The 21889-nt window shown below is 35.6% G+C and carries 18 protein-coding genes, 1 pseudogene and 1 riboswitch; of the genes and pseudogenes, 3 read left to right on the top strand and 16 right to left on the bottom strand.

Annotated features, from left to right (window positions below; translation table 11 throughout):
* Positions 1-103: 103 nt before the first annotated feature.
* Positions 104-2341 carry a ribonucleoside-diphosphate reductase subunit alpha gene (locus AB3U99_RS13250; RefSeq protein ID WP_400241626.1) on the top strand — a complete coding sequence of 746 codons (2238 nt, stop codon included), beginning with the start codon at positions 104-106 and terminating at the stop codon, positions 2339-2341.
* 29 nt (positions 2342-2370) lie between these two features.
* Entirely contained in the window at positions 2371-3414 is a 1044-nt protein-coding gene (locus AB3U99_RS13255; protein WP_400241627.1) for a ribonucleotide-diphosphate reductase subunit beta, read from the top strand.
* A 112-nt stretch (positions 3415-3526) separates the two neighbouring features.
* Here the strand turns inward: AB3U99_RS13255 and AB3U99_RS13260 are convergent.
* The 13 genes and pseudogenes from AB3U99_RS13260 to AB3U99_RS13320 form a co-directional block, all read right to left on the bottom strand.
* Positions 3527-5094 (bottom strand): IS3 family transposase gene (locus AB3U99_RS13260; RefSeq protein ID WP_400241628.1). Its coding sequence is split into 2 segments (ribosomal slippage): positions 3527-4443 and positions 4443-5094, totalling 1569 coding nucleotides; the frame shifts between segments, so codons are not numbered across the junction.
* Between the two features lie 511 nt (positions 5095-5605).
* Positions 5606-6190: a GNAT family N-acetyltransferase gene (locus AB3U99_RS13265; RefSeq protein WP_400241629.1), complete on the bottom strand. Its 585-nt coding sequence runs from the start codon at positions 6188-6190 to the stop codon at positions 5606-5608.
* A 45-nt stretch (positions 6191-6235) separates the two neighbouring features.
* On the bottom strand, positions 6236-6964 hold the full coding sequence (locus AB3U99_RS13270; RefSeq protein WP_400241630.1) for an exonuclease domain-containing protein: 729 nt from the start codon (positions 6962-6964) through the stop codon (positions 6236-6238).
* Between the two features lies 1 nt (position 6965).
* On the bottom strand, positions 6966-7949 hold the full coding sequence (locus AB3U99_RS13275; protein WP_400241631.1) for a DUF294 nucleotidyltransferase-like domain-containing protein: 984 nt from the start codon (positions 7947-7949) through the stop codon (positions 6966-6968).
* 495 nt (positions 7950-8444) lie between these two features.
* On the bottom strand, positions 8445-9719 hold the full coding sequence (locus AB3U99_RS13280; RefSeq protein ID WP_400241632.1) for an ammonium transporter: 1275 nt from the start codon (positions 9717-9719) through the stop codon (positions 8445-8447).
* A gap of 335 nt (positions 9720-10054) precedes the next feature.
* A pseudogene (locus AB3U99_RS13285) lies at positions 10055-10135 on the bottom strand (YjcZ family sporulation protein); the annotation flags it as partial.
* Between the two features lie 256 nt (positions 10136-10391).
* The gene (thiE, locus tag AB3U99_RS13290; RefSeq protein ID WP_400241633.1) at positions 10392-11051 is read right to left on the bottom strand and encodes a thiamine phosphate synthase; all 660 of its coding nucleotides are present in this window, start codon (positions 11049-11051) and stop codon (positions 10392-10394) included.
* 24 nt (positions 11052-11075) lie between these two features.
* On the bottom strand, positions 11076-11876 hold the full coding sequence (gene thiD, locus AB3U99_RS13295; RefSeq protein WP_400241634.1) for a bifunctional hydroxymethylpyrimidine kinase/phosphomethylpyrimidine kinase: 801 nt from the start codon (positions 11874-11876) through the stop codon (positions 11076-11078).
* The gene (gene thiM / locus AB3U99_RS13300) at positions 11873-12697 is read right to left on the bottom strand and encodes a hydroxyethylthiazole kinase (RefSeq protein ID WP_400241635.1); all 825 of its coding nucleotides are present in this window, start codon (positions 12695-12697) and stop codon (positions 11873-11875) included. The genes thiD and thiM overlap by 4 nt, the downstream gene beginning before the upstream one ends.
* Positions 12698-12893: 196 nt before the next feature.
* Positions 12894-13004: riboswitch (TPP riboswitch) on the bottom strand.
* Positions 13005-13058: 54 nt separating this feature from the next.
* The gene (locus AB3U99_RS13305; protein ID WP_400241636.1) at positions 13059-13835 is read right to left on the bottom strand and encodes a TIGR03943 family putative permease subunit; all 777 of its coding nucleotides are present in this window, start codon (positions 13833-13835) and stop codon (positions 13059-13061) included.
* 157 nt (positions 13836-13992) lie between these two features.
* Positions 13993-15006: a permease gene (locus AB3U99_RS13310; RefSeq protein WP_400241637.1), complete on the bottom strand. Its 1014-nt coding sequence runs from the start codon at positions 15004-15006 to the stop codon at positions 13993-13995.
* 132 nt (positions 15007-15138) lie between these two features.
* On the bottom strand, positions 15139-16065 hold the full coding sequence (locus AB3U99_RS13315; protein WP_400241638.1) for a GTP-binding protein: 927 nt from the start codon (positions 16063-16065) through the stop codon (positions 15139-15141).
* 217 nt (positions 16066-16282) lie between these two features.
* Positions 16283-18265 carry a methyl-accepting chemotaxis protein gene (locus AB3U99_RS13320; protein ID WP_400241639.1) on the bottom strand — a complete coding sequence of 661 codons (1983 nt, stop codon included), beginning with the start codon at positions 18263-18265 and terminating at the stop codon, positions 16283-16285.
* A 215-nt stretch (positions 18266-18480) separates the two neighbouring features.
* Here AB3U99_RS13320 and AB3U99_RS13325 point away from each other — a divergent pair, with 215 nt between their 5' ends.
* Complete coding sequence (locus AB3U99_RS13325) at positions 18481-19032, top strand: class I SAM-dependent methyltransferase (protein WP_400241640.1); 552 nt, start codon at positions 18481-18483, stop codon at positions 19030-19032.
* A gap of 217 nt (positions 19033-19249) precedes the next feature.
* On the opposite strand, the gene AB3U99_RS13330 is transcribed toward AB3U99_RS13325, so the two are convergent.
* The 3 genes from AB3U99_RS13330 to AB3U99_RS13340 all read right to left on the bottom strand — a co-directional run bounded on the left by AB3U99_RS13330 (position 19250) and on the right by AB3U99_RS13340 (position 21887).
* Positions 19250-19429, bottom strand: a complete 180-nt coding sequence (locus tag AB3U99_RS13330; protein ID WP_400241641.1) for an H-type small acid-soluble spore protein — start codon at positions 19427-19429, stop codon at positions 19250-19252.
* A 158-nt stretch (positions 19430-19587) separates the two neighbouring features.
* Positions 19588-19821: a hypothetical protein gene (locus AB3U99_RS13335; RefSeq protein WP_400241642.1), complete on the bottom strand. Its 234-nt coding sequence runs from the start codon at positions 19819-19821 to the stop codon at positions 19588-19590.
* Positions 19822-20072: 251 nt separating this feature from the next.
* On the bottom strand, positions 20073-21887 hold the full coding sequence (locus AB3U99_RS13340; RefSeq protein WP_400241643.1) for a YhgE/Pip domain-containing protein: 1815 nt from the start codon (positions 21885-21887) through the stop codon (positions 20073-20075).
* Positions 21888-21889: the final 2 nt, after the last annotated feature.

The raw sequence follows: 21889 nt of genomic DNA on the forward strand, positions 1-21889 counted from the left end.
GAAATACGCGATAATCCTTGCATTTTTAGCATTTCTTACTGCTCCCCATGCAATGAAATATGTAGAAAGTAGCTTTTAAAATTTAATTACCGGGAGGTTCACTATGAAAACATTAGAAAACGACACACTTTTCCTTTTTGATGAACTAGAAAAAGACTATTACCACTTAGATTTCCAACCGCTTAAAAACCGAGCAAAACAATATGTGGAGAATAAGCATGCAATAAAAGAAGAAGAATTTATTCATCAACTCATTCTCGAAGCTTTAAGCTATTTGGATGAAAATTCCCCAGATTGGTCCTATGTAGCAGCTCGTTTACTTTTAAATGACCTATATAGACAAGGGAAGGAAAATCGCCATTCTACCAATCAAAACGCATACACGAATTTTTACAATTTAATAGATACATTAACAAAAAAGGGAATCTATCATCCATCTATCCTTGATACATATACAAAAGAGGATATCACAGAGCTTGAAAGGGTTATTCAACAGAAAAACGATTATTTATTTACGTACATCGGACTACGAATGCTCTCTGATCGCTATCTAGCTCGTGATCACCAAAAACGCGTTTTCGAATTACCACAAGAGCGCTTTATGATTATTAGTATGCACTTAATGAAAAATGAACCAAAAGCATGCCGTTTAACACTTGTTAAGGAAGCATATTGGGCCCTAAGCAATCTATATATGACTGTAGCTACTCCTACCCTGTCTAACGCTGGAAAAAACTGGGGTCAATTATCAAGCTGCTTTATCGATACAATTGATGACTCTTTACAATCTATCTATGATAGCAATACAGATATCGCAAATTTATCTAAGAACGGTGGAGGGATTGGTGTTTATCTTGGAAAAATTAGAAGTCGTGGCAGTGCCATAAAAGGATTTAAAGGCGCATCATCTGGTGTTATTCCATGGATGAAGCAGCTAAACAATACAGCTGTCAGTGTAGATCAGCTCGGTCAACGAAAAGGTGCCATAAGTGTCTATCTTGATGTTTGGCATAAAGATATCTTTTCCTTCCTAGATAGTAAACTAAATAATGGAGATGAACGATACCGTACACATGACCTATTTACAGGAATCTGCATCCCAGATTTATTTATGGAAAAAGTAGAGAACCGGGAAGACTGGTATTTATTTGATCCTCATGAAGTAAGAAGAGTGATGGGATTTAATTTGGAGGATTTCTTTGATGAAGAAATGGGAAAAGGTTCATTCCGCATGAAATATGAGGAATGTGTAAATCATCCTGATTTATCAAAGGAAATAGTACCAGCAATCAATATTATGAAAAGCATTTTAAGAAGTCAGTTAGAAACTGGTACTCCTTTTATGTTTTATCGAGATGAAGTAAATCGCAAAAATCCAAATAGCCATTTAGGAATGGTGTATTGTACAAATCTTTGCACGGAAATTGTTCAGAATCAGAGTCCTACAATATTATCCGAGCAAAAATATGAAGATGGCAGAATAATTATTGAAAAAATCCCAGGAGATTTTGTTGTCTGCAATCTTTCTTCTATTAATCTAGCAAAATCTGTTACTGATAATGTTCTTGAACGATTAATTCCTATTCAAGTACGTATGCTTGACAATGTCATTGATTTAAACACCATTCCTGTTATTCAAGGACAAGTAACAAATCAGAAATATCGTGCCATCGGTCTTGGAACCTTTGGGTGGCATCATTTACTCGCATTAAAGCAAATCAAGTGGGAATCCGATGAAGCAGTATCTTATGCTGACGCTTTATATGAAAAAATAAGCTATTTAACCATTGCAGCAAGCGCTGAATTAGCAAAGGAAAAAGGTGCATATCCTGTATTTCAAGGTTCTGATTGGGAAACAGGAGCCTATTTTACAAAAAGAGGATATAATTCAGCAGAAAGTTCATGTGATTGGGGCGCATTAAAAAAGACTGTCCACAATAACGGATTACGCAACGGATATTTATTAGCAGTAGCCCCAAACGCATCAACTGCTTTAATCGCTGGAAGCACACCTAGCATTGACCCAATATTCAAAAAACTATATTCAGAAGAGAAAAAAGATTATAAAATTCCTGTTACAGCACCAGATTTAAATAAGGATACAACATGGTTTTATAAATCTGCTTATTTAATCGATCAACATTGGAGTATTAAACAAACAGCTAAGCGCCAAAAACATATTGATCAGGGAATTTCATTTAATTTATATGTCCAAAACACCATTAAAGCAAAAGAGTTGCTAGATTTACATGTAGCAGCCTGGAAAAACGGTTTAAAAACAACCTATTATTTAAGATCCACTTCCTCAGAAGTGGAAGATTGCGATTCTTGCTCTAGCTGATTTTTCTGTATGATAAGGAGGAATATAAAATGGAAGAAGTCGTTAAAAAAAGACCAATTATGAATAAACAAGCACCAAATAAATCAACTGCAATTATTAATGGAGAATGCTCCAATATATTAAATTGGGACGATGTACGCTATCAATGGGCATTCCCAAAATACAAAAAAATGCTCGCAAATTTTTGGACCCCTTTTGAAATTAATATGAGCCAAGATATGAAACAATTCCCTGAATTATCCGACGATGAACAGGATGCATTTTTAAAGATTATCGGCTTATTAGCTTTATTAGACAGCATTCAAACAGACTATGCAGGGAAAGTAGCAGATTATTTAACGGATTCAAGTCTTTCTGCTTTAATGATTATTTTGGCACAACAGGAAGTTATTCATAATCATTCTTATTCGTATGTCTTATCTAGTTTGGTTCCAATGGAAAAGCAAGAGGAAGTGTTTGAATTTTGGCGAACAGAGCCTATCCTTGAAAAAAGAAATGAGTTTGTAACAAATGGATATGCTTTTTTCGCAGAAAATCCTACTCCTAATAACCTATTAAAATCGATTGTATATGACGTTGTTTTAGAAGGTTTGTTTTTCTATTCCGGATTTGCTTTTTTCTACCACCTAGCCAGAAATCAAAAGATGGTAGCAACTAGTACGATGATCAACTATATTAATCGCGATGAACAAATTCATGTTGATTTATTTGTAAAGATTTTTAGAGAGGTCCTACACCAATACCCTGAATATAACAACAAAGAACTCGCTATTTTCGTGGAGGATACGATGAAGGAAGCTGCCCAGTTAGAAATAGAATGGGCAAGATATATTATCGGCAATAAAATCGACGGAATTCTACTGCAAGATGTGGAAGATTATATTAAATTTTATGCGAACGTAAGAGCAAATCAGCTTGGATTCAATCGCCCATTTGACGGGTATCGCAAAAACCCATTGCGCTGGATAAAGGCTTATGAGGAAGTAGATTTAGGGAAATCAGATTTCTTCGAACAAAAATCACGTCAGTATGTAAAAGTAAACCATGTAGATAACGGATTTGACGAATTATAATCAAACTTAAAGAGGCTGGGACATAAGTATTCCAGCCACAAACAAACCCGAACAACCATACGATAATTGAACTGCCCCCCGTCAAGTAGACAGCGGAAATAAATAAAATATTCTAAGCGGCTTTAGCCCTGTATTCTAAGGGGCTAAGGCCGTTTAGTCTTTTTTGTAATCGTTCATGATTATAAAATCGTATGTACTCTTCAATGTCTTGCTTCAACTCTTCAAAAGTACTGTACTTGTTCAGATAATACTTTTCACTTTTCAATGTTCCCCAAAAAGCCTCCATCGGTCCATTATCGATACACCTTCCTACCCTTGACATACTTTGGACCATTTCTGCTTTATCAATTTTCCTTTTAAAAGCTCGGGAGGTGTATTGAAATCCTCGATCACTATGGAAGAGGGGTTTTGCTCCTGGGTTAACTTCTAACGCTAAATCGAATGTTTTAAATACCAGCGGATTATTATTAAAATTGCCTAACATATAGCTTACAATGGAGCCATCGTACAAATCTAAAATCGCACTCAAATAAGCCTTTTGTGAGGCTCCATACTTCATTTCAGTCACATCTGTTAGCCATTTTTCATTTGGCTCATCTGCGTTGAATTCTCTGTTCAAAATGTTCTCAACCATATGTTGTGGTGTGCTTGGCTTATACTTTTTACCTTTACGTCGAATTACCGAGTGAATTCCAGCGATTCCCATCAATCGGTATACACGTTTATGATTTATAGGCTTTGATAAGGTACGGTTTAGGTTCATCGTAATGCGGCGATATCCATATATACCGTCCACCTTCGCATAAAGATTCTTTATCTCCTCTAGAATTTGCTCATTCAACTTTTCATTCTCGGAAGGGGTACGATTAAGCCATTTATAATAGGAAGAACGTTGAATTTTCCCAATTTCGCATAATAGCACAATGGAGAATTTCTCTTTCTCATGAAGTTCCTGAATGACTACATATTTATCGGTCAATCGAATTTGGCTTAAGGACGTTTCTTTAAACGCCTCCTTTCGAGTTCCTCCAACTTTTTTAAGAATGCATTCTCAGCCCGAAGGCGCTCATTCTCTCTCTCCAACCGTTTCATTTCACGCTGGATCTTCTCTTCTGGAGTTAACTCTGGTTCTGACTTACGTTGGCCTCTCTTATCTATTAGACCTTCTTCTCCGTGTTCCTCATACTTTCTCACCCATTGATAAACCTGTTGATAGGAAACATTGAACTGTGTCGATGTCTGTTGATAATTTTTGCCGTTCTGTAAGCTGTACATAACGATTTCCAAACGCTCTTCTTGTGTGGTAGACCGACCTTTAATCATAGAGTTGTTCATCCTTTTCGTCTCTTTTAATTCTCTATGATCATTATACTTCTTTATCCAATCTTTCAACACCGAACGACTGGATATTTCATATTTATGTGTAATCTCAATCAGAGAATAGCCCCCTGAAAGATAATCAAGTACTGCAGCAGTTTTTACCTCTTTGGTATACCGTTTCCATCCACTAGAAGCTTGAAGTCCAGACGTTCCATAGGTCTGAAATAGATAAAGCCAATCGTGTAGAGCTCTTGTTGAAATGCCATATTGTTGACAGAAGTCTGAAATTGAAGTTTGTCTGTCCACATAAGCCATAATTATTTCAAATTTCTCTTGCGCTGAATATGCATTTTTCGCCATGAAAAAGCCCCCAATAAAGTTAAACAGATTTTTTACTATTTCATCTGTCTACTTTATTGGGAGCATATCAAATTCCATATGATTGTTCGGGTTTGTTTCGGTTATAAAAGGCTGTTTCAGTAAAGATGGTGTTATTATCCGCAGCCTAAAATACACTTCGCTTTCCATGGGGCGAGCGCCGAGCCGCTTCGTCACTTAAGTTCCTGCAGGGTCTCGGACTTTCTCGCGGCTCCCATAGGAGTCTACATGTATTCAGCCTGCTCCGTCTTTCCAATTAATTAATTAATTTTTTCTATTTCCATAATAGTTTATAGAAAAACAATCTTTAAAAACGAATTAGTTTTTACACTGACTATATTTAAAATCATAAATAACTAGCATGAAAAAGTAGCCTTTATTTAAGAGCTAAATTAAGGATGGTTCGTCTTTACAGGTTGGCTATTTAGTTTTGTCCCAGCCTCTTTTAATATTTATTTATTCTCTTTCTTTTATTATTCGGATAATACTAATATTATAAATTAGTATTAGATAAATCTCTTTTAGTTCCCTGCTGTTTTTTTTCGAAATAATCATCTTTTGTCATACAATAATAGACGCTCGTAATGATCTGATTATTAAAAAGCTTATAACGATCTTTTTTCTGAAACTTATACCGAAAACCACATTTTTCATTTACTCGTTTCGACTTTGCATTAAAATCAAAATGTCCACACCAGATTAAATCCAATTGCAATTGCTCAAACCCAAATACTAAAAGATGATTAACTGCCTCTGGCACAATCCCTCGACCCCAATAAGCTGGATTTAGAGCAAAGCCAACTTCACGCTGGGATAGATGAGAAAGCTTAACATCTGGAGTGCGCTTATGAAAACCGATACTGCCAATCACTTTGTTTTCCTCTTTCCATACGATGGCATAAGAATTATTATTTTGTAAAAAATAGCGGATTACTTCTTTACTTTCTTGTTCGCTTTTATGTGGTGGCCAACCTGCAAATGGACCAACGTCTTCCCTTTTTGCATATTCATATAAATCTTTATAATCCGATTCCTCCCACCTTCTTAGCAGCAGTCTTTCTGTCTCCAACATGTCCATCGAAAATTCACCACCAGTTAATGTTAAAATCTTCTCATGAATATTTTATCGTAAAGCTAATCTTTCGTAGATATCTTGTAAAGTGCGACACCCTAATTGTTGTGCCCTTTCTAAATAATGACACCATAGAATAGCTGTTAATTTAGCATCACCTAAAGCATGATGACGATCGATTACTGGAATATCACTAAATTCACACCAGTCCTCCAATGTAAATATCCTTATGTTTGGTTCAACAATTTTAAATAAAAAGGCAGTATCTACGATTCGATGCTTAAATGGAGTTTTGAAACTTTTCCAGCATGCAGATTGCATAAAGCTTTTCTCATGGGAGGAGTGATGGGCAACAAGGGTATCCTCGTCAATGAATTCAAAAAATTGCACAAGTGCATCGGATAAGGACGGGGCATCCTGTAAATCTTTTGTTTGAATTCCTGTTAAACGACTAATTTCCTCTGGTATTTCAACTCCAGCATTCACTAATGAATAAAATTGGTCCTCTAAGATTTGACACCCCTGCACCTTAACTGCACCAATTGAAATTATTTGATCTCCTTTATCAGGTAAGAACCCCGTTGTTTCTATGTCAAAAACAACAGCTTTTAAATTATTTAATGGCAATCTAGAAGCAACTTCAACTTTTAGATCTTTTTGAAGCTGGCGCATAAAAGCGATTTGCTGTGAATTACTTCCACTCGAGGTAGCGTGCAATACACTCGAATTGACTTTTCCGTATAAATCTCTCATGTATTGAAGAAATGATTCTACTCCCATGTTAACACCCTTTTTCAATTATCCTTTGCACTTGTTGATATAATTTGATACCATTGCGCATCAATGCTTTTATTTCTTGCCTTTGTTCTTTCGTTAACTGTTTGATATTCAAGTAGTGAACATCTTCATATGTTTTTGCTTCCTTAAATAAAATGATCCGATAATCTAATATTCTATTAAAAGAATATTCATATATTTTTAACCATTCGTCATATTTCTTCATCTCTCGCAAAGTCTGCATTCGTTCTACTGTGGCTGTTTGTTGGATTCTTTCTTTAATAGAAAGGAGTCGAATCGAATTTACATATGGTAAATACATGGTATGCTTTAAATGAATCGAGCCTCTATGGCTTCCAGATCTTTCAACAAAAAATTGGCCAAATATTCCGACCCCTTTTTTTATCCGCATCACATTATTCATAAATCTTTTTAAGAGCGTTGGATGCATGACACAATACTGATGGATATAGTTTCTTAATTCCTGTACATATTCTTGGTCTCCAAAAATTTTTCTGCTATCATAAAAAATTTGCAAAAATCTAATCGATTCCCAGTTTTCTTTTATCAACCATTGATGTAATTGTTGTTTCCACTCTTCTAAAGATTTGCACCATATTGAATTACTGCTCATGACATTTCCTTCACAGTATGGATATCCTATATCATCTAAGGCATCACTTATACATTTTCCGAGATTCATAAAATATTGGTTGCACGTTACGTCTGTTTTTTCATAAATAATCCCATGATCCTGATCACTTAAAATCCCCTGTTCCTTTCTGCCAGCACTTCCCGTTACAAACCATACAAAAGAACACGGAGGCTTTCCATATGTTTTAGTATATTCAGAGAGGATATATTGAAATAAACGTTTAAATATTCCATCATGAAAATTGTTTAATTCCACGCTATTATACGTATTTGTTTTTAAAAAAAGTTCCTTTTCCATTTTTAGCTCATTTAATCCTATATTTTCAGAGCACATCCATGCACTTCCTTCGGTAAAAGTAAGTAATAGTATATTTACATTCTATTTATGTTTTTATTTATATCTATCATATCATGTTCTCTTTATAATTGTCTCTTTTCCATCATCTCTCACAGATGGTTAGTTAAACCAATTGCCCTTTTACGCACAGTTGATTTGCTATCGGTCTTTCTCGATTTCTCCTAAACAAGAGGTGAGAGTTTTTTATGGTTTAAGAGTGGGATAAAATGTCTTCCGATTCCCACAAACTTAGCTCCTTTGCTTTCCATTTAACCGATTGGTAATGACAGCAGTCTCTTCTCATCTGTCATGCAAATCACCTTAACCTTTATATGTATTGCTGCGAACCATTTTTACACGAAGACCATGCAACTTTTCAAAAAAACCTTCCCTATAAACCATTGAAAAAAGATAAAAGTCCCACTTTTCAGCGAGACTCCTATCCTAATAGATTCAGTAGCATATTCCTTAATAAGGGCTACTAACCGTTATTTATAGGCTTTTTGTTTCTTCTTTCGATAAGAAAGCTTCAGGGTAACCATATGAACCATGTTCACTGATATCTAACCCCATGATTTCTTCCTCTTCTGTTACGCGTAGACCGCTGACTTTCTTGATAACAAATAGGATGACATAGCTTACTGCAAAAGCAAAAAGTCCAGATGTTATTACACCAAGTGCTTGAACACCTAATTGTCCAAATCCTCCACCGTAGAAGAGACCAGCTTTACCTACACCAGTATACTCAGCTAATTCTGCTGTTGCAAATAAACCATTTGATAACGTACCCCAAATCCCTGCTGCTCCGTGTACGGATAACGCAAAGATTGGATCGTCAATTTTTCTACTTTCAAAGAAACGAACACTGTAAAATACAAGTACTCCAGCTATTAGACCAATAACAACTGCTGCCCATGGTTCAACGAATGCACAAGATGCTGTAATGGCAACTAGACCCGCTAATGCACCATTTAGCATTGTTGTAATATCAGATTTTCCTAATACAATCCAAGAAATTAGTAATGCTGCAACTGCACCAGCTGCTGCTGCTAAGTTTGTGTTTAAAGCAACATATCCGAAGAAACCATCTGCAACGGAAACCGTGCTACCAGCGTTAAATCCAAACCAGCCTACCCAAAGAATCAATACGCTAAGCGCTGTATAAACTTGGTTATGCCCGAATATTGGGTTAGATGAACCATCTGCATTATATTTACCAATACGTGGTTTTAATAGCAATGTTGCAGCAAGTGCCGCCGCCGCACCCGTTAAGTGTACAACAGTTGATCCAGCAAAGTCTTGTTTGCCATGCTCTGCTAACCAGCCGCCGCCCCAAATCCAATGTGCAATGATTGGATAAACCAAAACGCCGAATAATACAGAGAAAATTAGATATACAGATAGTTTCGCACGCTCTGCAAATCCACCAAGAGCAATCGTTAAGGAAATTCCTGCAAATGCTAGTTGAAAGACAAAGAATACAGTTGTTTGTAACCCAGCATCTTCAACTTGCCCTCCACCATAGAAAAAGTCGCTCATACCTACAAAGAAATTTGCATTATCTCCAAAAATGAATCCGTACCCTACAGCCCAGAAAACTAATGATGCGATACCAAATGTAAAAATTGTTTTCCCCGCGATATGTCCAGCATTTTTCATTCTTGTGGAACCTGCTTCTAATAATATGAATCCACCAAGCATTAAAATAACTAAAATTGCAGCAACCATCGTCCACAAGCTGTTCATCAAAAACTCTAAATTTTCCATTAAGATTCCTTCCCCCTTTATGTATATAAACTTACCATCGAGTGTCACATAATCTAACACTCTAATAACTTTATTTTACCTATATTAAATTTTCTGTCAATAAGATTTTGAAAATTAATTTTCTCAAAAATTAAAATATTATAACTAATTTCATTTTATTCTTACAATTTTGATTTTCCGCAATAATTTTATGTGTTTTTTATTGATATTAAGTAAGCGTTGTCATTGCGTTGAGTTAAAACAAGAAACTATAAATCCTAATATTTTCAAGTAATTATCTTCATCCTCTATAAATGTAAAAAAAGCTGACACGAAGTCAGCTTTTCATTATTTTATTAGCAAATAAAAGTTGCACCAACGATAATTAACAAGATAAACAATACAACGATTAGCGCGAATCCACCGCCGTAACCACCACCAGCTCCAGCACCAGCACCATATCCGCATCCATAACCATATCCACCATAACCGTACATATATACATCTCCCTTTCTCATTTTTGTAGTATATTAACCAGGTCTTTTTCTGGTTAACGAGGAAGAGCCTCTATATTTTTTCTTAACTAGCTCCTCTTACAAAATTATTGTATGCAAGGATAATATATTTGGGTTGGGTGAATGTCTATTTTTTGCAAAAAACCTAAATTTGCAAGAAAGTATTCACATAGAACGATTACTCTTGACCAAGAACCACTTTTTTTAGTCGCTTTGTTTGCTCATATGGATTTTCTGCCATACTAATTTCAGAGATTATTGCTACTCCATCTGCTCCTGCTTTGATTATAGGAAATGCATTATCAATAGTAATCCCGCCAATTCCTACTATTGGTATAGTAAGATTTTGTTCTTTAACTTTTTCGATAAGGGATATTCCTTGAACTGACTTCGCATCTTTTTTTGTGCTTGTTGGATAGATGGGACCAATGCCGATATAATCAGCTCCTGCCTCCATTGCCAGTTTTATTTCCTGTATAGAATGAGCAGATACACCTAATACTTTATTACCGATCCATTCTCGAACCTTTATTGCTTTCTCATCCTCTTGGCCAATATGCACACCATCTGCATCCAATGCTATCGCTAGTTCAATATCGTCATTCACTATAAATGGAACATTGTAATGGTTACATAACTTCTGCATCCTTTTTGCAAGTTGAAACTTTGCTTTTCCTTCTAATGCACCTTTCCCTTTTTCTCTAAATTGGAACACTGAAATGCCGCCTTTTAATGCTTCTTCTAGAACATAATCAGGAGCTATGCTACTATTATTGCTTCCCATAATAAAATACAATTTTAGCAATTCTTTTATTCTTTCTCTTGTATAAGTTGTCATAATTCCTCCGAATAGCTTTTTTGCCTATCTTTTACTTTCTTGATAAGCCCAATGATTGGTCGGACCATGTCCGCTTCCTATATGAAGATCCATTTTAATTGCTTGATGAATAAAATTCTTTCCTAATTGAAAGGCATCATTAATGGAATAACCATTAGCAAGAGCTGCTGTTATTGCAGCAGAAAAAGTACATCCTGTTCCATGCGTGTTTTTGGTTGGAATTCTTTCAGCCAACAAACTAGAATAGCTGCTGCCATCATAAAGTAAATCAACAGACTCCTCTTCCTCTCCATGCCCCCCTTTAATAATGACAAAGGAAGCTCCCATCGCAGATAATCTTTTAGCTGCTTCTTTTCTTTCCTCCATATTTTGAATATTCATCCCAGTTAATTCCTCGGCTTCTGGTATATTCGGTGTCAACACGGTGGCTAGTGGCAGCAGCTTTTTTTTCATGGATTCTGCTGCTTCTTTTTGAAGTAAATTAGCACCACCTTTAGCAATCATCACCGGATCTACCACCAAATTGCCCCACTTGTATTGCTTTATTTTATCAGCGACTAATTCAATAATTTCACTATTGAACAGCATACCTGTTTTTAAAGCATCTGGCTTTAAATCAACGGCAATGCATTCTAATTGTTTCTCAATTGCCTCAAGTGACATTGGATATACTCCATCTACACCTAGTGTATTTTGTGCTGTTACAGCTGTAATGGCGCTCATCCCATACACTTTAAGCTCTTGAAAAGTTTTTAAATCCGCCTGAATTCCAGCTCCGCCTCCACTATCTGATCCTGCGATTGTTAATGCTTTTGCTGTAGTCATTGAAGTGCCCCCTTCTCTATTTCCACTTTCATCCATTTCTTTATATCTGCTTCGTTAATTTTTGCTAATCGATTTAATAATTCAATTTGAAAACTTCCTGGGCCTTCCTCTTTCGTTTTTTCAAAGGCAAGTTCAGCAGCAATCCCATATGTAACTAATGCAGCTGTAGAAGCGAGTAATATATCATCTTCAACAGCAATAAAAGCTCCAAGAATGGCTGAAAGTAAGCAGCCAGTTCCTGTAACTTTTGTCAACATCTCATGACCGTTACGAATGAGAGTGAGTTTCCCGTTAGCTAAAGCGACATCTTGTTCACCCGTAATGACAACTGGTACTTGTAAAAGTTGGGACGCTTCTATTGCAATTCCGCGATTATTATGTACATTTACAGAGTCTACACCTCTCACCTCCGCTTTTATCCCAGCAACATTAGCTATCTCCGCTGCATTGCCTCGAAGTAATGTAATTTCTACTTCCTTCATAATACGATGGACAGATTCTGTGCGATAGCTAGTTGCACCTGCTCCAACTGGATCTAGAATAACAGGTGTATTGGCGACATTTGCAGCCTTTCCAGCAATAATCATACTCTCCACATTTTCAGCAGTTAATGTACCGATATTAAGAACGAGTGCATCTGCTATTGTTGCCATATCTGCAACCTCTTCCTTTGCATATGCCATTACTGGAGAAGCACCTAATGCTAATAACCCATTTGCTGTAAAATTTGTAACTACTACATTCGTAATATTATGAATAAGTGGTACTCTTTTTCTTAATTTTGTTATTACATTTGGAATCATTTCATAGGTTTCATTCATCTATTGACTCATTTCCTTTCTGTAATCCTTTATTATCAGTTTTATTTACTTCCATCCTATTATCACTATGTAAACTTATTCATAGTAAAAAAGCCATAACTGACTGTAATGTTAAGCACGCGATAAATACAGGAAGCTATGTGCTAATTTCAGCAATTATGACAAAAATAAAAACACTACGCCTAAGCAAAGTGTTCTTCTATTCCATACACCTCCCTACGCTGGCATTATCCAACAGGTTCATTCGGTCAACGGCAGAATAGCCATACTCTCAGCCTGTTTCAAACAAGCTCCCGATATATATTCAATTGATTTCATTTAAATTTTAGCGAAAAAATTCAAATAATGCAAGAATTGTAGGCTAATAGCCTAAAGCATATAAATAATCTTCCTCAGGTGCTGCCATTTTTTTAGCTTCCTCCACTTTAATCACTGGAATCACTTGACCTTCATATTCCTTCTTATCCAATATTCCTGTTAATGAAAACCATTGATCGCTTTGTAAATCACTAACGTCTCCTTCTATCATATAACCATATATTCCAAGGTCAGCAATGCAATGTGTCATTACGTATCTTGCAATGACTGCCTCGTTATCCGTAAATGATTCCTCTCGATGAATAAAGCCGGTAATCGTGATTTCTTTTCCATTCATATTGTCCAAATTGCTGTTAATCATATCCATCGTTTGCAGATAATTATCATCCTCTATTGTAATCATAGTTTCCTCATTAGTAACGGATGAAATAGCTTGACTTGCAGAAGACGTTTGTCCGTGTTCGTATTGAACATTTGGAAGAATACTTTTGTTAATCGACATATCTTGTAAGGTGAAAAACAAAAATAACGGACTAAAAAATAAGAAATATGACAGGGCTAGATTCATTAATGAAGCATTTTCATCGCACACATCACAGTCACAATCTGCTCCCTTTAAATTGCTGTTTAGCAAGCGGAAAAAACCAAGGAAAAATAACAAGATCATAGTGATATATAAAAATGGAACCATATTAGGGGCAACAAGTCGCGACACATCCCCTGTTACCAATAATTTAAAAATAAGGAGACTGAAGCCAATCAGCACAATCCCTTGCAACTCATTTGCCAATTGCCATGTTGGACTCCATTTGATTTTCACCGATTTTCCTCCTTGTATTGAATAATCTAGAATAAAGTGAACCTTCCATCACTAGGGGTTTTCCATGGTTAGTTGAACCAATCGGACCTTTTCAGACAGCGGACCCACCTATCTTCCTCGAATTCTCCAAAGCTTGAGGTAAGAGTCTTGCTGAAGTTTATGAGGGTGATAAAAAGAACCCCGATAATAAAGATAGGACATAAACGACAATCGTCACAATCAATATAAACAATAGGACAAACTTAATTCGAAAGGAAGCCATCATAACGAATGTATTTTTAAAATCGAGAATGGGTCCAAACACTAAAAAGCCAATGATTGCTTCAGGGCTAAACATACTAGAAAAGGAAGCTGCCACAAAAGCATCTGCTTCGGAACATAAGGATAATACATAGGCTAGTCCCATCATAACAGCCGTGCCTTCAATCGACGATTCTCCTGTCTGCATGAAATAGCTATCCTTTAAATAGACTTGAGCAACACTTGCAAATACCGCTCCGATAATAAAGTATTTACCAATTGTAAAGAATTCATGGCAAGTATGGTGTAGAATTCCTTTCCATTTCGACTCTCCTTTATTCACATTAACAGGAACCGATGCCATTAAATCCTCTCGGTGCGTTTTTAATACCTTTTGTTTAGAAAAAAGCATATAAATAATAATACTTACTATGATGCTTGCCAAAACACAAATAATAAAACGCCCATATGCAATGGATATATTATTTTGGAAAGCATAGTACGTACTTCCAAAAACAATAAAGTTTAGAATCGGCGCACCCATTAATAAAACCACACCAATATGAACAGGCATTCCTTTTTGAATAAGCCTGCGAACAACTGGGATAATAGCACATTCACATACAGGTGTAATTAATGCAGCAATCAATGCTACTATAATTGCTACAAATGGATTTTTAGGCATAATTCTTGTAATCGTTTCTTCCGAAATATATAGGTTGATGATAGATGAAGCAATTGCTCCTAACAATAAAAACGGTAAAGCCTCAAGAAAAATGCCTAAAAATAATACAAAAATAGTTTTTATCTGATCTGGCATCTCAAAATTGAATTTATCTGCAACATATATATCCCCGAAAAAAAACAAATACATTAAAGCCATAAACAAGCCAAATATAAAGAGATCCTTTAAACGTGTTGGGATGGACATAGCATACTCCTTTTCTTACATCGGTCTACTATTACTTAATACATGTCTATGCTTGTCCTATTCAAACTATACATAAAAAGCATAAAAAGAGTGTAGTCTTATGTTTGGTTCCATAAGATACACTCAATAGAATTAAATGCTAACTTCTTTTGGCAATTTTTCTCCAATTAATATAATTTCTCCTTTTCTATTTGGAAGATATTCAGTTACTTTTTGCCATTCTAACAATCCAGATGCATATTGAAAGTGATACCATAATTGATCGTCACTATTTTTAATAGTGCCTTTAGCTCGAAGTAGATTATCCTGATTATTTTTTAAAAAATCTCTTAATTCCCTTTTTGTCATGGCAGTCGTTTGCCCTAATTTCAGCGCTTTAATATGATGGTGATGATGGTGGTGGTTAGTTGAAACGGAAAGCTCTTTTTTGTTGCTATATTGTTGCTGTTTTTCTAAATACTCTGTTACGCCATTCCCATATTTACTATATATCAATGGGGCATCAGCGTTTATTTTTCTAATTCTTTTTTCCACTTTTTCTACAGACTGCTTACTTGAGAGTTGATCTATTTTATTTAATACAAGCAATGTTCCATTTTCAATTTGTTCTTTCTGCAATTGTCTCACTTCTTTACTACTCGAAAAAACGCTCGTATATTCTGTAAAATGCAAACTATCAATCAAGCAAATACTTTCAGCAATATGAAATACTTCTTTATACACCTTTTCATTAAACGTCTCCATTATTTCAGAAGGGTTTGCTACTCCTGTTCCTTCTAATAAAACGACTTCAATATTTTCCTTATGTAGCGTCTCTGCTAAATCATCTAGGGTAGTTCTTAAATCTTCTTTAATCGAGCAGCATACACACCCATTCAAAAGTTCATAGAGAGATTCATCTTTAAAAAGATGCTTTTCTATATTCGTTTCACCCAGTTCATTCAGGATAATAGCATACTTCTTATTTTTCCCCTTAAAATACTCCATACATTTTAAGAGAGTTGTTGTTTTCCCACTGCCAAGAAATCCATTTATTAAATAAACGTTAATTTTTTTCATAAAATAACCTCCTGCTTTTAAAGTGAAACTAACCATCAGTGAGGTTTCCTTTCTACCCCACTGATGCTTAGTTGAACCAATCAGACCTATACGGACAGTTGATCTTCCGCCTAACTTCCTCGCAATCTCCAAAGCTCAAAGTTAGAGTCTTACTGAAGTTTAAGAGTGGGATAATGCTATCGCTACTTTATGCAAGTGGATATTTTATTATGACTGATTAATAGGTAAATTGATGAAGATTCCTTTTAAGCTGATCGGCCATTTGTGATAAATTCTTTGCCGAACTAGAAATTCCTTCCATTGCAGCTAATTGTTCTTCGGTTAATGATACGACTTCTTCAGATGAAGCGGAATTGTCATATGCAATTTGCGCTAATTCGCCAGCGGTTATACTTACTTCATTAAGCGTTATAGCCATTTCGTTTGACGTTGATGTAACATTTTGAATATGAGGTGTCATTTCATTCATACTATAAACTATTTCTTGAAACTTTGTATTTGATTCATCGGTTACTTTCAACCCTGTTTGTACAGCCCTAGACACCTCTGCCATTCTATGTACCGTATTTTCAGTCGTTTTTTGAACATCATTAATCAGCTGAGAAATATTACTTGCAAATTCACCGGACTGCACGGCAAGTTTTCGAACTTCATTTGCAACAACTGCAAATCCTTTCCCTTTTTCCCCTGCTCTTGCTGCTTCTATTGCCGCATTTAAGGCTAACAGATTTGTTTGTTCTGAAATTGTCGTAATACTTTCCGTAATTTTCCCAATATGCTTTGATTGTTCAACTAATTCCTTAATCATTTTATTGGATTCCGCTACTGTCTTACTTATCACATACATTTGTTCCAGTGTTGCCTCAATGGCATTTCCACCTGTATGAGCTTTCGTTAATGTTCCAGTGGATAGCTCTGAAACCTTCTTACTATATTCAACGATTTTGTTAGTACCATTTAATACGGATATGATATCATCTGCATTATTATCTATCCCTTTTGTCTGTATTTCTGCCCCACTAGCAACTTGCTGGATGGTATTCGTTACATGTTCTGATGCAATCTTTACTTCATTGGCGCTTGCTGTTAGCTGTTCTGCACTTGCTGCAACATTCTCAGAACTATGCTCGATGTTTCTGATAAGTTTTTGTAAGTTATCCTGCATATATTGAAAAGCAGTCGATAATTCGCCAATTTCATCTTTTGTCTCAATATGAATTGTTTTTGTTAGATCGCCATTGCTTACCGTTGTAGCGTGACCCTTTAATTTTTTTATTGGTTTAATAATAGAGCGAACGATTATGACCATCATTATTCCACCAATTATAAGGGAAACAACTAATATAGCTGTAATCGCATACAAAAGGCCTTTTGTATGATTTGCAATTTCTGATTTTTCCAGTGTCCCAGCTAACTTCCAGCCTGTAAGCTTATTTGTTTGATAGACCATTTTTCTACTAACCTTTGCTACTGTATAATCCAATGTTCCAGATTCTTTTTTGTAAAGGGTTTCATAAAAAGATTCCTTTACAATGTCTCCTTGCTTTTCTTCAGGGTGAACGATGAAACGTTTTTTCTGGTCAAGAAGAATAACATAACCTTCTTTGCCAAATTTTATATCACTTGCTAGTTCCGCTAAATAATCTAGATTCATCGTAACTGCTATAACCCCTGCGTTGTCCGCAATTGTTTTGCCAATTGTAATCACCATTTTTTTGGAAACGGGAGATAAATATGGATCCATAATAACCACTTGTCCCTCTTGATTTACAGCGGATTTATACCAATCTCTTAATCTCGGATCCATCTGATCGTCCAATTCTTCTGTAGACTTCTGAATAAGTTTTCCATCATTTGTTGCAATATAAATGCTCGAAACCTCTGGATGAACTTTAATGTATTGCTCTATAGTGGCCTGTAGACTAGCTGGGTTTTTCTCCATTGCTTCTTTTGTTATCGTTTCTGACAGTGCAGAAACATCATATACTTTTTGTGACATTAAATTGGTTATAGATGTATCTAACACATTTAAATTAGTGCTTGCATTGTTTATAAAATCCTTTTCCATTTGATTATTTGCATATAGAAACGAAAATGCACCAATTAGAATACTTGGGATTAACAGCATTGCTAAAAAGGATAAAACCAGCTTTTTCTTTATTGGTAATCCGATATTTTTTCGAAATTGAAATTTTCTCATACTAACCGCCCTCTCTTTGTATAAGCATACATATAAACAAGAAAAAATAGGTAAATCATCCTTGGTTCCCTTATTTTACAATAGATAGGACACGCTTCCTATGCCATAAGTCATATTTTCTATTTGTTACTCGTTAACAGTTTTTTATTGCACAAATGTCAGGCTTATATTACAGTATAATTAAAATTTTCAAAATAAAGAGCAAGGAGAGATTGATGGAGAAACAGCCGATAAAAGTTGTGATAGGTTCAGGGGAATTTAGAAATAACCCTGGATGGATTCATACCCAAGAAGAAGAACTAAACCTTTTAGACGAATCAACCTGGCAACGTTTTGAAAATTCATCCATTACGGCCATTTTAGCAGAACATGTATGGGAGCACTTAACCTTTGAACAAGGTGTTCAAGCTGCCTCCATTTGCTACCATTACTTAAAGCATTCTGGCTATGTTCGATGTGCAGTTCCAGATGGATTCTTCCCGGACGAGTCGTATCAGCAAATCGTGCAAATTGGTGGGCCAGGACCAAAGGAACATCCAGCAGCGAGCCACCAAATTGTCCATACATATCATACATTACAAAAAATGTTTGAACTAGCAGGCTTTGAGGTTTACTTATTGGAGTATTGTGATGAGGATGGGATATTTCACGAAAATGACTGGAATGGAGAAGCTGGTGTTATTTTCCGGTCTAAGAAGTTTGATCCAAGGAATCAAGGAGAAAAATTAGTATTTCCATCTCTCATAATAGATGCCGTTAAAAGATAAGGGAAATGCCAAAATTCTATGATAAATTCTTTTCTGTCTAACCTATTATTCTAATTACACGAGCAAAAAATAATATATTCATTCCTCACATCTCTCTTTTGTTTAGTTGCTCATTTTTTAGTTATTAGGTATACAGGAATAAGATTTCGTGAAAAAGCGATTATCAAAGACAACCACTATTAAATTAGTGGTTGTCTTTGATAATCGCTTCATAAAATTAAACTTCTTTTAAGCTCTCTATATCTACTTCCGTCTGTTCTTCAATACCACCTACGAGATGAACAATTGCAGTCGCATCATCTTCTTTTATATCATCAATCCACACAGACACTCCATTATACTGTACCTCTATTTCAGCTGGTGATGATAGTATTTGCTTCACTCTGTTTATATCCATAATATCACCTACTTTCTTTGAAAGAACCTTTTTACATTCATATGTAATGAAGAAGATAGCGGTTCCGATTTTAAAATTAAACCCTTTTTCATTATGTGATAGTCGTTGAATTTCTATTCTTTTATTTTTAAATGGAGTTAGTTGATTTTTGAGATGTGCTATTTATAATGATTACTACCATCCATTTTCACAATAACAATAGAACAAGTCCTATCAGGAAGGCTTACTATCTTCTTCTCGATATCCGTCACTTTCACATATGGCAAAAAATGATCCTCATAGCCATCTTGCAAGTAATGGTGAAACAAAAGGATATCTCCCTTATTTCCGAACACATTTTGTATAACCTCTTTATATTCACTTGGGGTAAAATAGCCGAACTGCTCTTGCACTTCGTGAGGATAAGCCTCTTCTCCCCATGTATAATGGGCCCTGAAAAGCTGCTAGCTCTTGATGATTGATAGTAGGCACTTTTTAAACTTTAGAAATTGGATTTGTTTTCATGGCATCTGCCGCTCGCTTTCCATGGGGAGAGCGCCATGGAAAGCGAATTGTATTCAGGCTGCGGGTCATCGCAACAAACTTTACGAAAACAGCCTTAATTTAAAAAAGGCACTAACCTAATAAGGCTAGCACCATACATTTATTTAAAAAGCTCCAATAATCGATTCCAGAAGCCTGTAACTTCTTTTTCCATTTCTTCAACTGTTTCTGGCTCTTCAGATTTAATGCTTTCTGTTTTGAAAACAAATTGTACAGCATGAACATGTTTATTTTCCTTTGAAACAAATGATATCGGCTCAAAATCTGATTTATCAAACTCACTTATCATTTTATCTACTTCTTTTCTCATCTCTTCAGGTAAATTAGTAGTAGAATTTTTCAATTCAGAAGTGCCCTCATGCAATTGATTTACTCCAGTTGCTAATTCACCAGTACCATTGGAAAGCTCATCCATTCCGCTATCAAGTTTCCCATAAGAATTGGATAACTTCTTCACTCCACCAGTATAGCTTTCTAATCCAGAATGAAATGCTTGATAATTAGAAGATAATTGGCTTATTCCTTCTTGCAATTGAACGAATGATTTAACTATATCCGTACTTTCTAACGAAGAAGCGATACCACTTGCCATTGCATCTAAGCTGTTCGCCATTTCTAATAGCACATCACTAACTTGCTTTAATGTGGTATCTACTGCAATAAATGCTTCTTTTACAGCATTATACGTTCCTTTTGCTGTACGAGCTGCTTTATATGTCTCAAGTAATTGATTAAGAACTTTCTGATCTGCATTACTTCTGTATAGCTCCTGAATCTCTTCTTCTGAAATCTCATATTCTGGAATCGATTCGATCGCCTTATTTAAAGCATCATAGCTTTTAGCATAATTTTCTTTTAACGTTACTAATCCTTTCGATGTTTCCTTTAGTCCAGCTGAGATTTGACCAAGTCCTTCTGGAAGTTTATTTAAATCACCAAGACTAATATCTTCTGGATTGTTTTTTAAAGAATGGGAGATTGTTTCTAGTGCTTGCTCGATTTGTTTAGAGGCGCTAACTAAATCACCAGAGGAGCTTGCTAATTTCTGTACTCCATCCTTATAGGCACTAGAACCATTTCGCATACTCTTTACTCCATCATTTAATGCCGTAACTCCGCTTTCTAATTCCCCTACGCCTTGATCCACTTTTGAAATTGCATCCGTTAATGAGTTCATATCTCCCATCATCTCATCAATGTCAGGTGCGTCAATAGCCATAGAGGAAGGAACAGCCGAGATATCAATCCCTTCTAATTCGAATCCTTTTGCATCTGCTTCAATTACCAGCTTTTCTTCTTTTTCTGGCATAACAGTGAATGTCACTTGCTTATTTTTCCCTGCATTGGCAAGCATGCCATTAGGTGCTGTAATATTACTATAAATTTCTTCACTTAGAGGTACGGAAATTTGTAATAAGTAGTTTTGAAAAAAAATCTGGTCTACTTCATCATTTGCAGTTGTTGCAATTTGTATTTGAACATGACCCTCTTTTCCAGCAATCTCTTGTGGAGTCATTTCTTTTCCATCCAGTAAATAGGTGATGGAAATATTCCAAGGTAAATCTGCCTCATTCATATTCCCTTGATAATAAAATTTTCCTTTTATCGCTTCCAATTGTACTTCATTATCATTTTGTTCAATTGGAGATAGATTAGTAAGATTTTTTATATTTGTATACTCACCATAATCAACAACATCTCCAGCCTGTTCTACATCTAAAATATTGACAACATAAATTTCTTGTCTTTGGCCAGTTGCACTTAAGTTTGCATAGACTACTTCATCCTTTGAGGAGATTTCCCCTAATTTGGCACCCTCTCCTTTGCTTTCATTTGTAGCTGCCATCATAACATGTGACGGCATAAACAAAATGAGAGCAACAAAGGCAAGTAGACTTTTTCTCATTCTCCTCATAA

Origin of the sequence: Niallia tiangongensis (assembly GCF_044704065.1) — a bacterium.
Taxonomy (GTDB): domain Bacteria; phylum Bacillota; class Bacilli; order Bacillales; family Cytobacillaceae; genus Niallia; species Niallia tiangongensis.

Bases quoted from the DNA above. Each gene is read 5' to 3' on its own strand.
- AB3U99_RS13280 (WP_400241632.1), bottom strand. From the start codon at position 9,719: ATGGAAAATTTAGAGTTTTTGATGAACAGCTTGTGGACGATGGTTGCT.
- AB3U99_RS13250 (WP_400241626.1), top strand. From the start codon at position 104: ATGAAAACATTAGAAAACGACACACTTTTCCTTTTTGATGAACTAGAA.
- AB3U99_RS13255 (WP_400241627.1), top strand. From the start codon at position 2,371: ATGGAAGAAGTCGTTAAAAAAAGACCAATTATGAATAAACAAGCACCA.
- thiM (WP_400241635.1), bottom strand. From the start codon at position 12,697: ATGAATGAAACCTATGAAATGATTCCAAATGTAATAACAAAATTAAGA.
- AB3U99_RS13275 (WP_400241631.1), bottom strand. From the start codon at position 7,949: ATGTGCTCTGAAAATATAGGATTAAATGAGCTAAAAATGGAAAAGGAA.
- thiD (WP_400241634.1), bottom strand. From the start codon at position 11,876: ATGACTACAGCAAAAGCATTAACAATCGCAGGATCAGATAGTGGAGGC.
- AB3U99_RS13340 (WP_400241643.1), bottom strand. From the start codon at position 21,887: ATGAGGAGAATGAGAAAAAGTCTACTTGCCTTTGTTGCTCTCATTTTG.
- thiE (WP_400241633.1), bottom strand. From the start codon at position 11,051: ATGACAACTTATACAAGAGAAAGAATAAAAGAATTGCTAAAATTGTAT.
- AB3U99_RS13315 (WP_400241638.1), bottom strand. From the start codon at position 16,065: ATGAAAAAAATTAACGTTTATTTAATAAATGGATTTCTTGGCAGTGGG.
- AB3U99_RS13265 (WP_400241629.1), bottom strand. From the start codon at position 6,190: ATGGACATGTTGGAGACAGAAAGACTGCTGCTAAGAAGGTGGGAGGAA.
- AB3U99_RS13320 (WP_400241639.1), bottom strand. From the start codon at position 18,265: ATGAGAAAATTTCAATTTCGAAAAAATATCGGATTACCAATAAAGAAA.
- AB3U99_RS13270 (WP_400241630.1), bottom strand. From the start codon at position 6,964: ATGGGAGTAGAATCATTTCTTCAATACATGAGAGATTTATACGGAAAA.
- AB3U99_RS13330 (WP_400241641.1), bottom strand. From the start codon at position 19,429: ATGGATATAAACAGAGTGAAGCAAATACTATCATCACCAGCTGAAATA.
- AB3U99_RS13325 (WP_400241640.1), top strand. From the start codon at position 18,481: ATGGAGAAACAGCCGATAAAAGTTGTGATAGGTTCAGGGGAATTTAGA.
- AB3U99_RS13310 (WP_400241637.1), bottom strand. From the start codon at position 15,006: ATGTCCATCCCAACACGTTTAAAGGATCTCTTTATATTTGGCTTGTTT.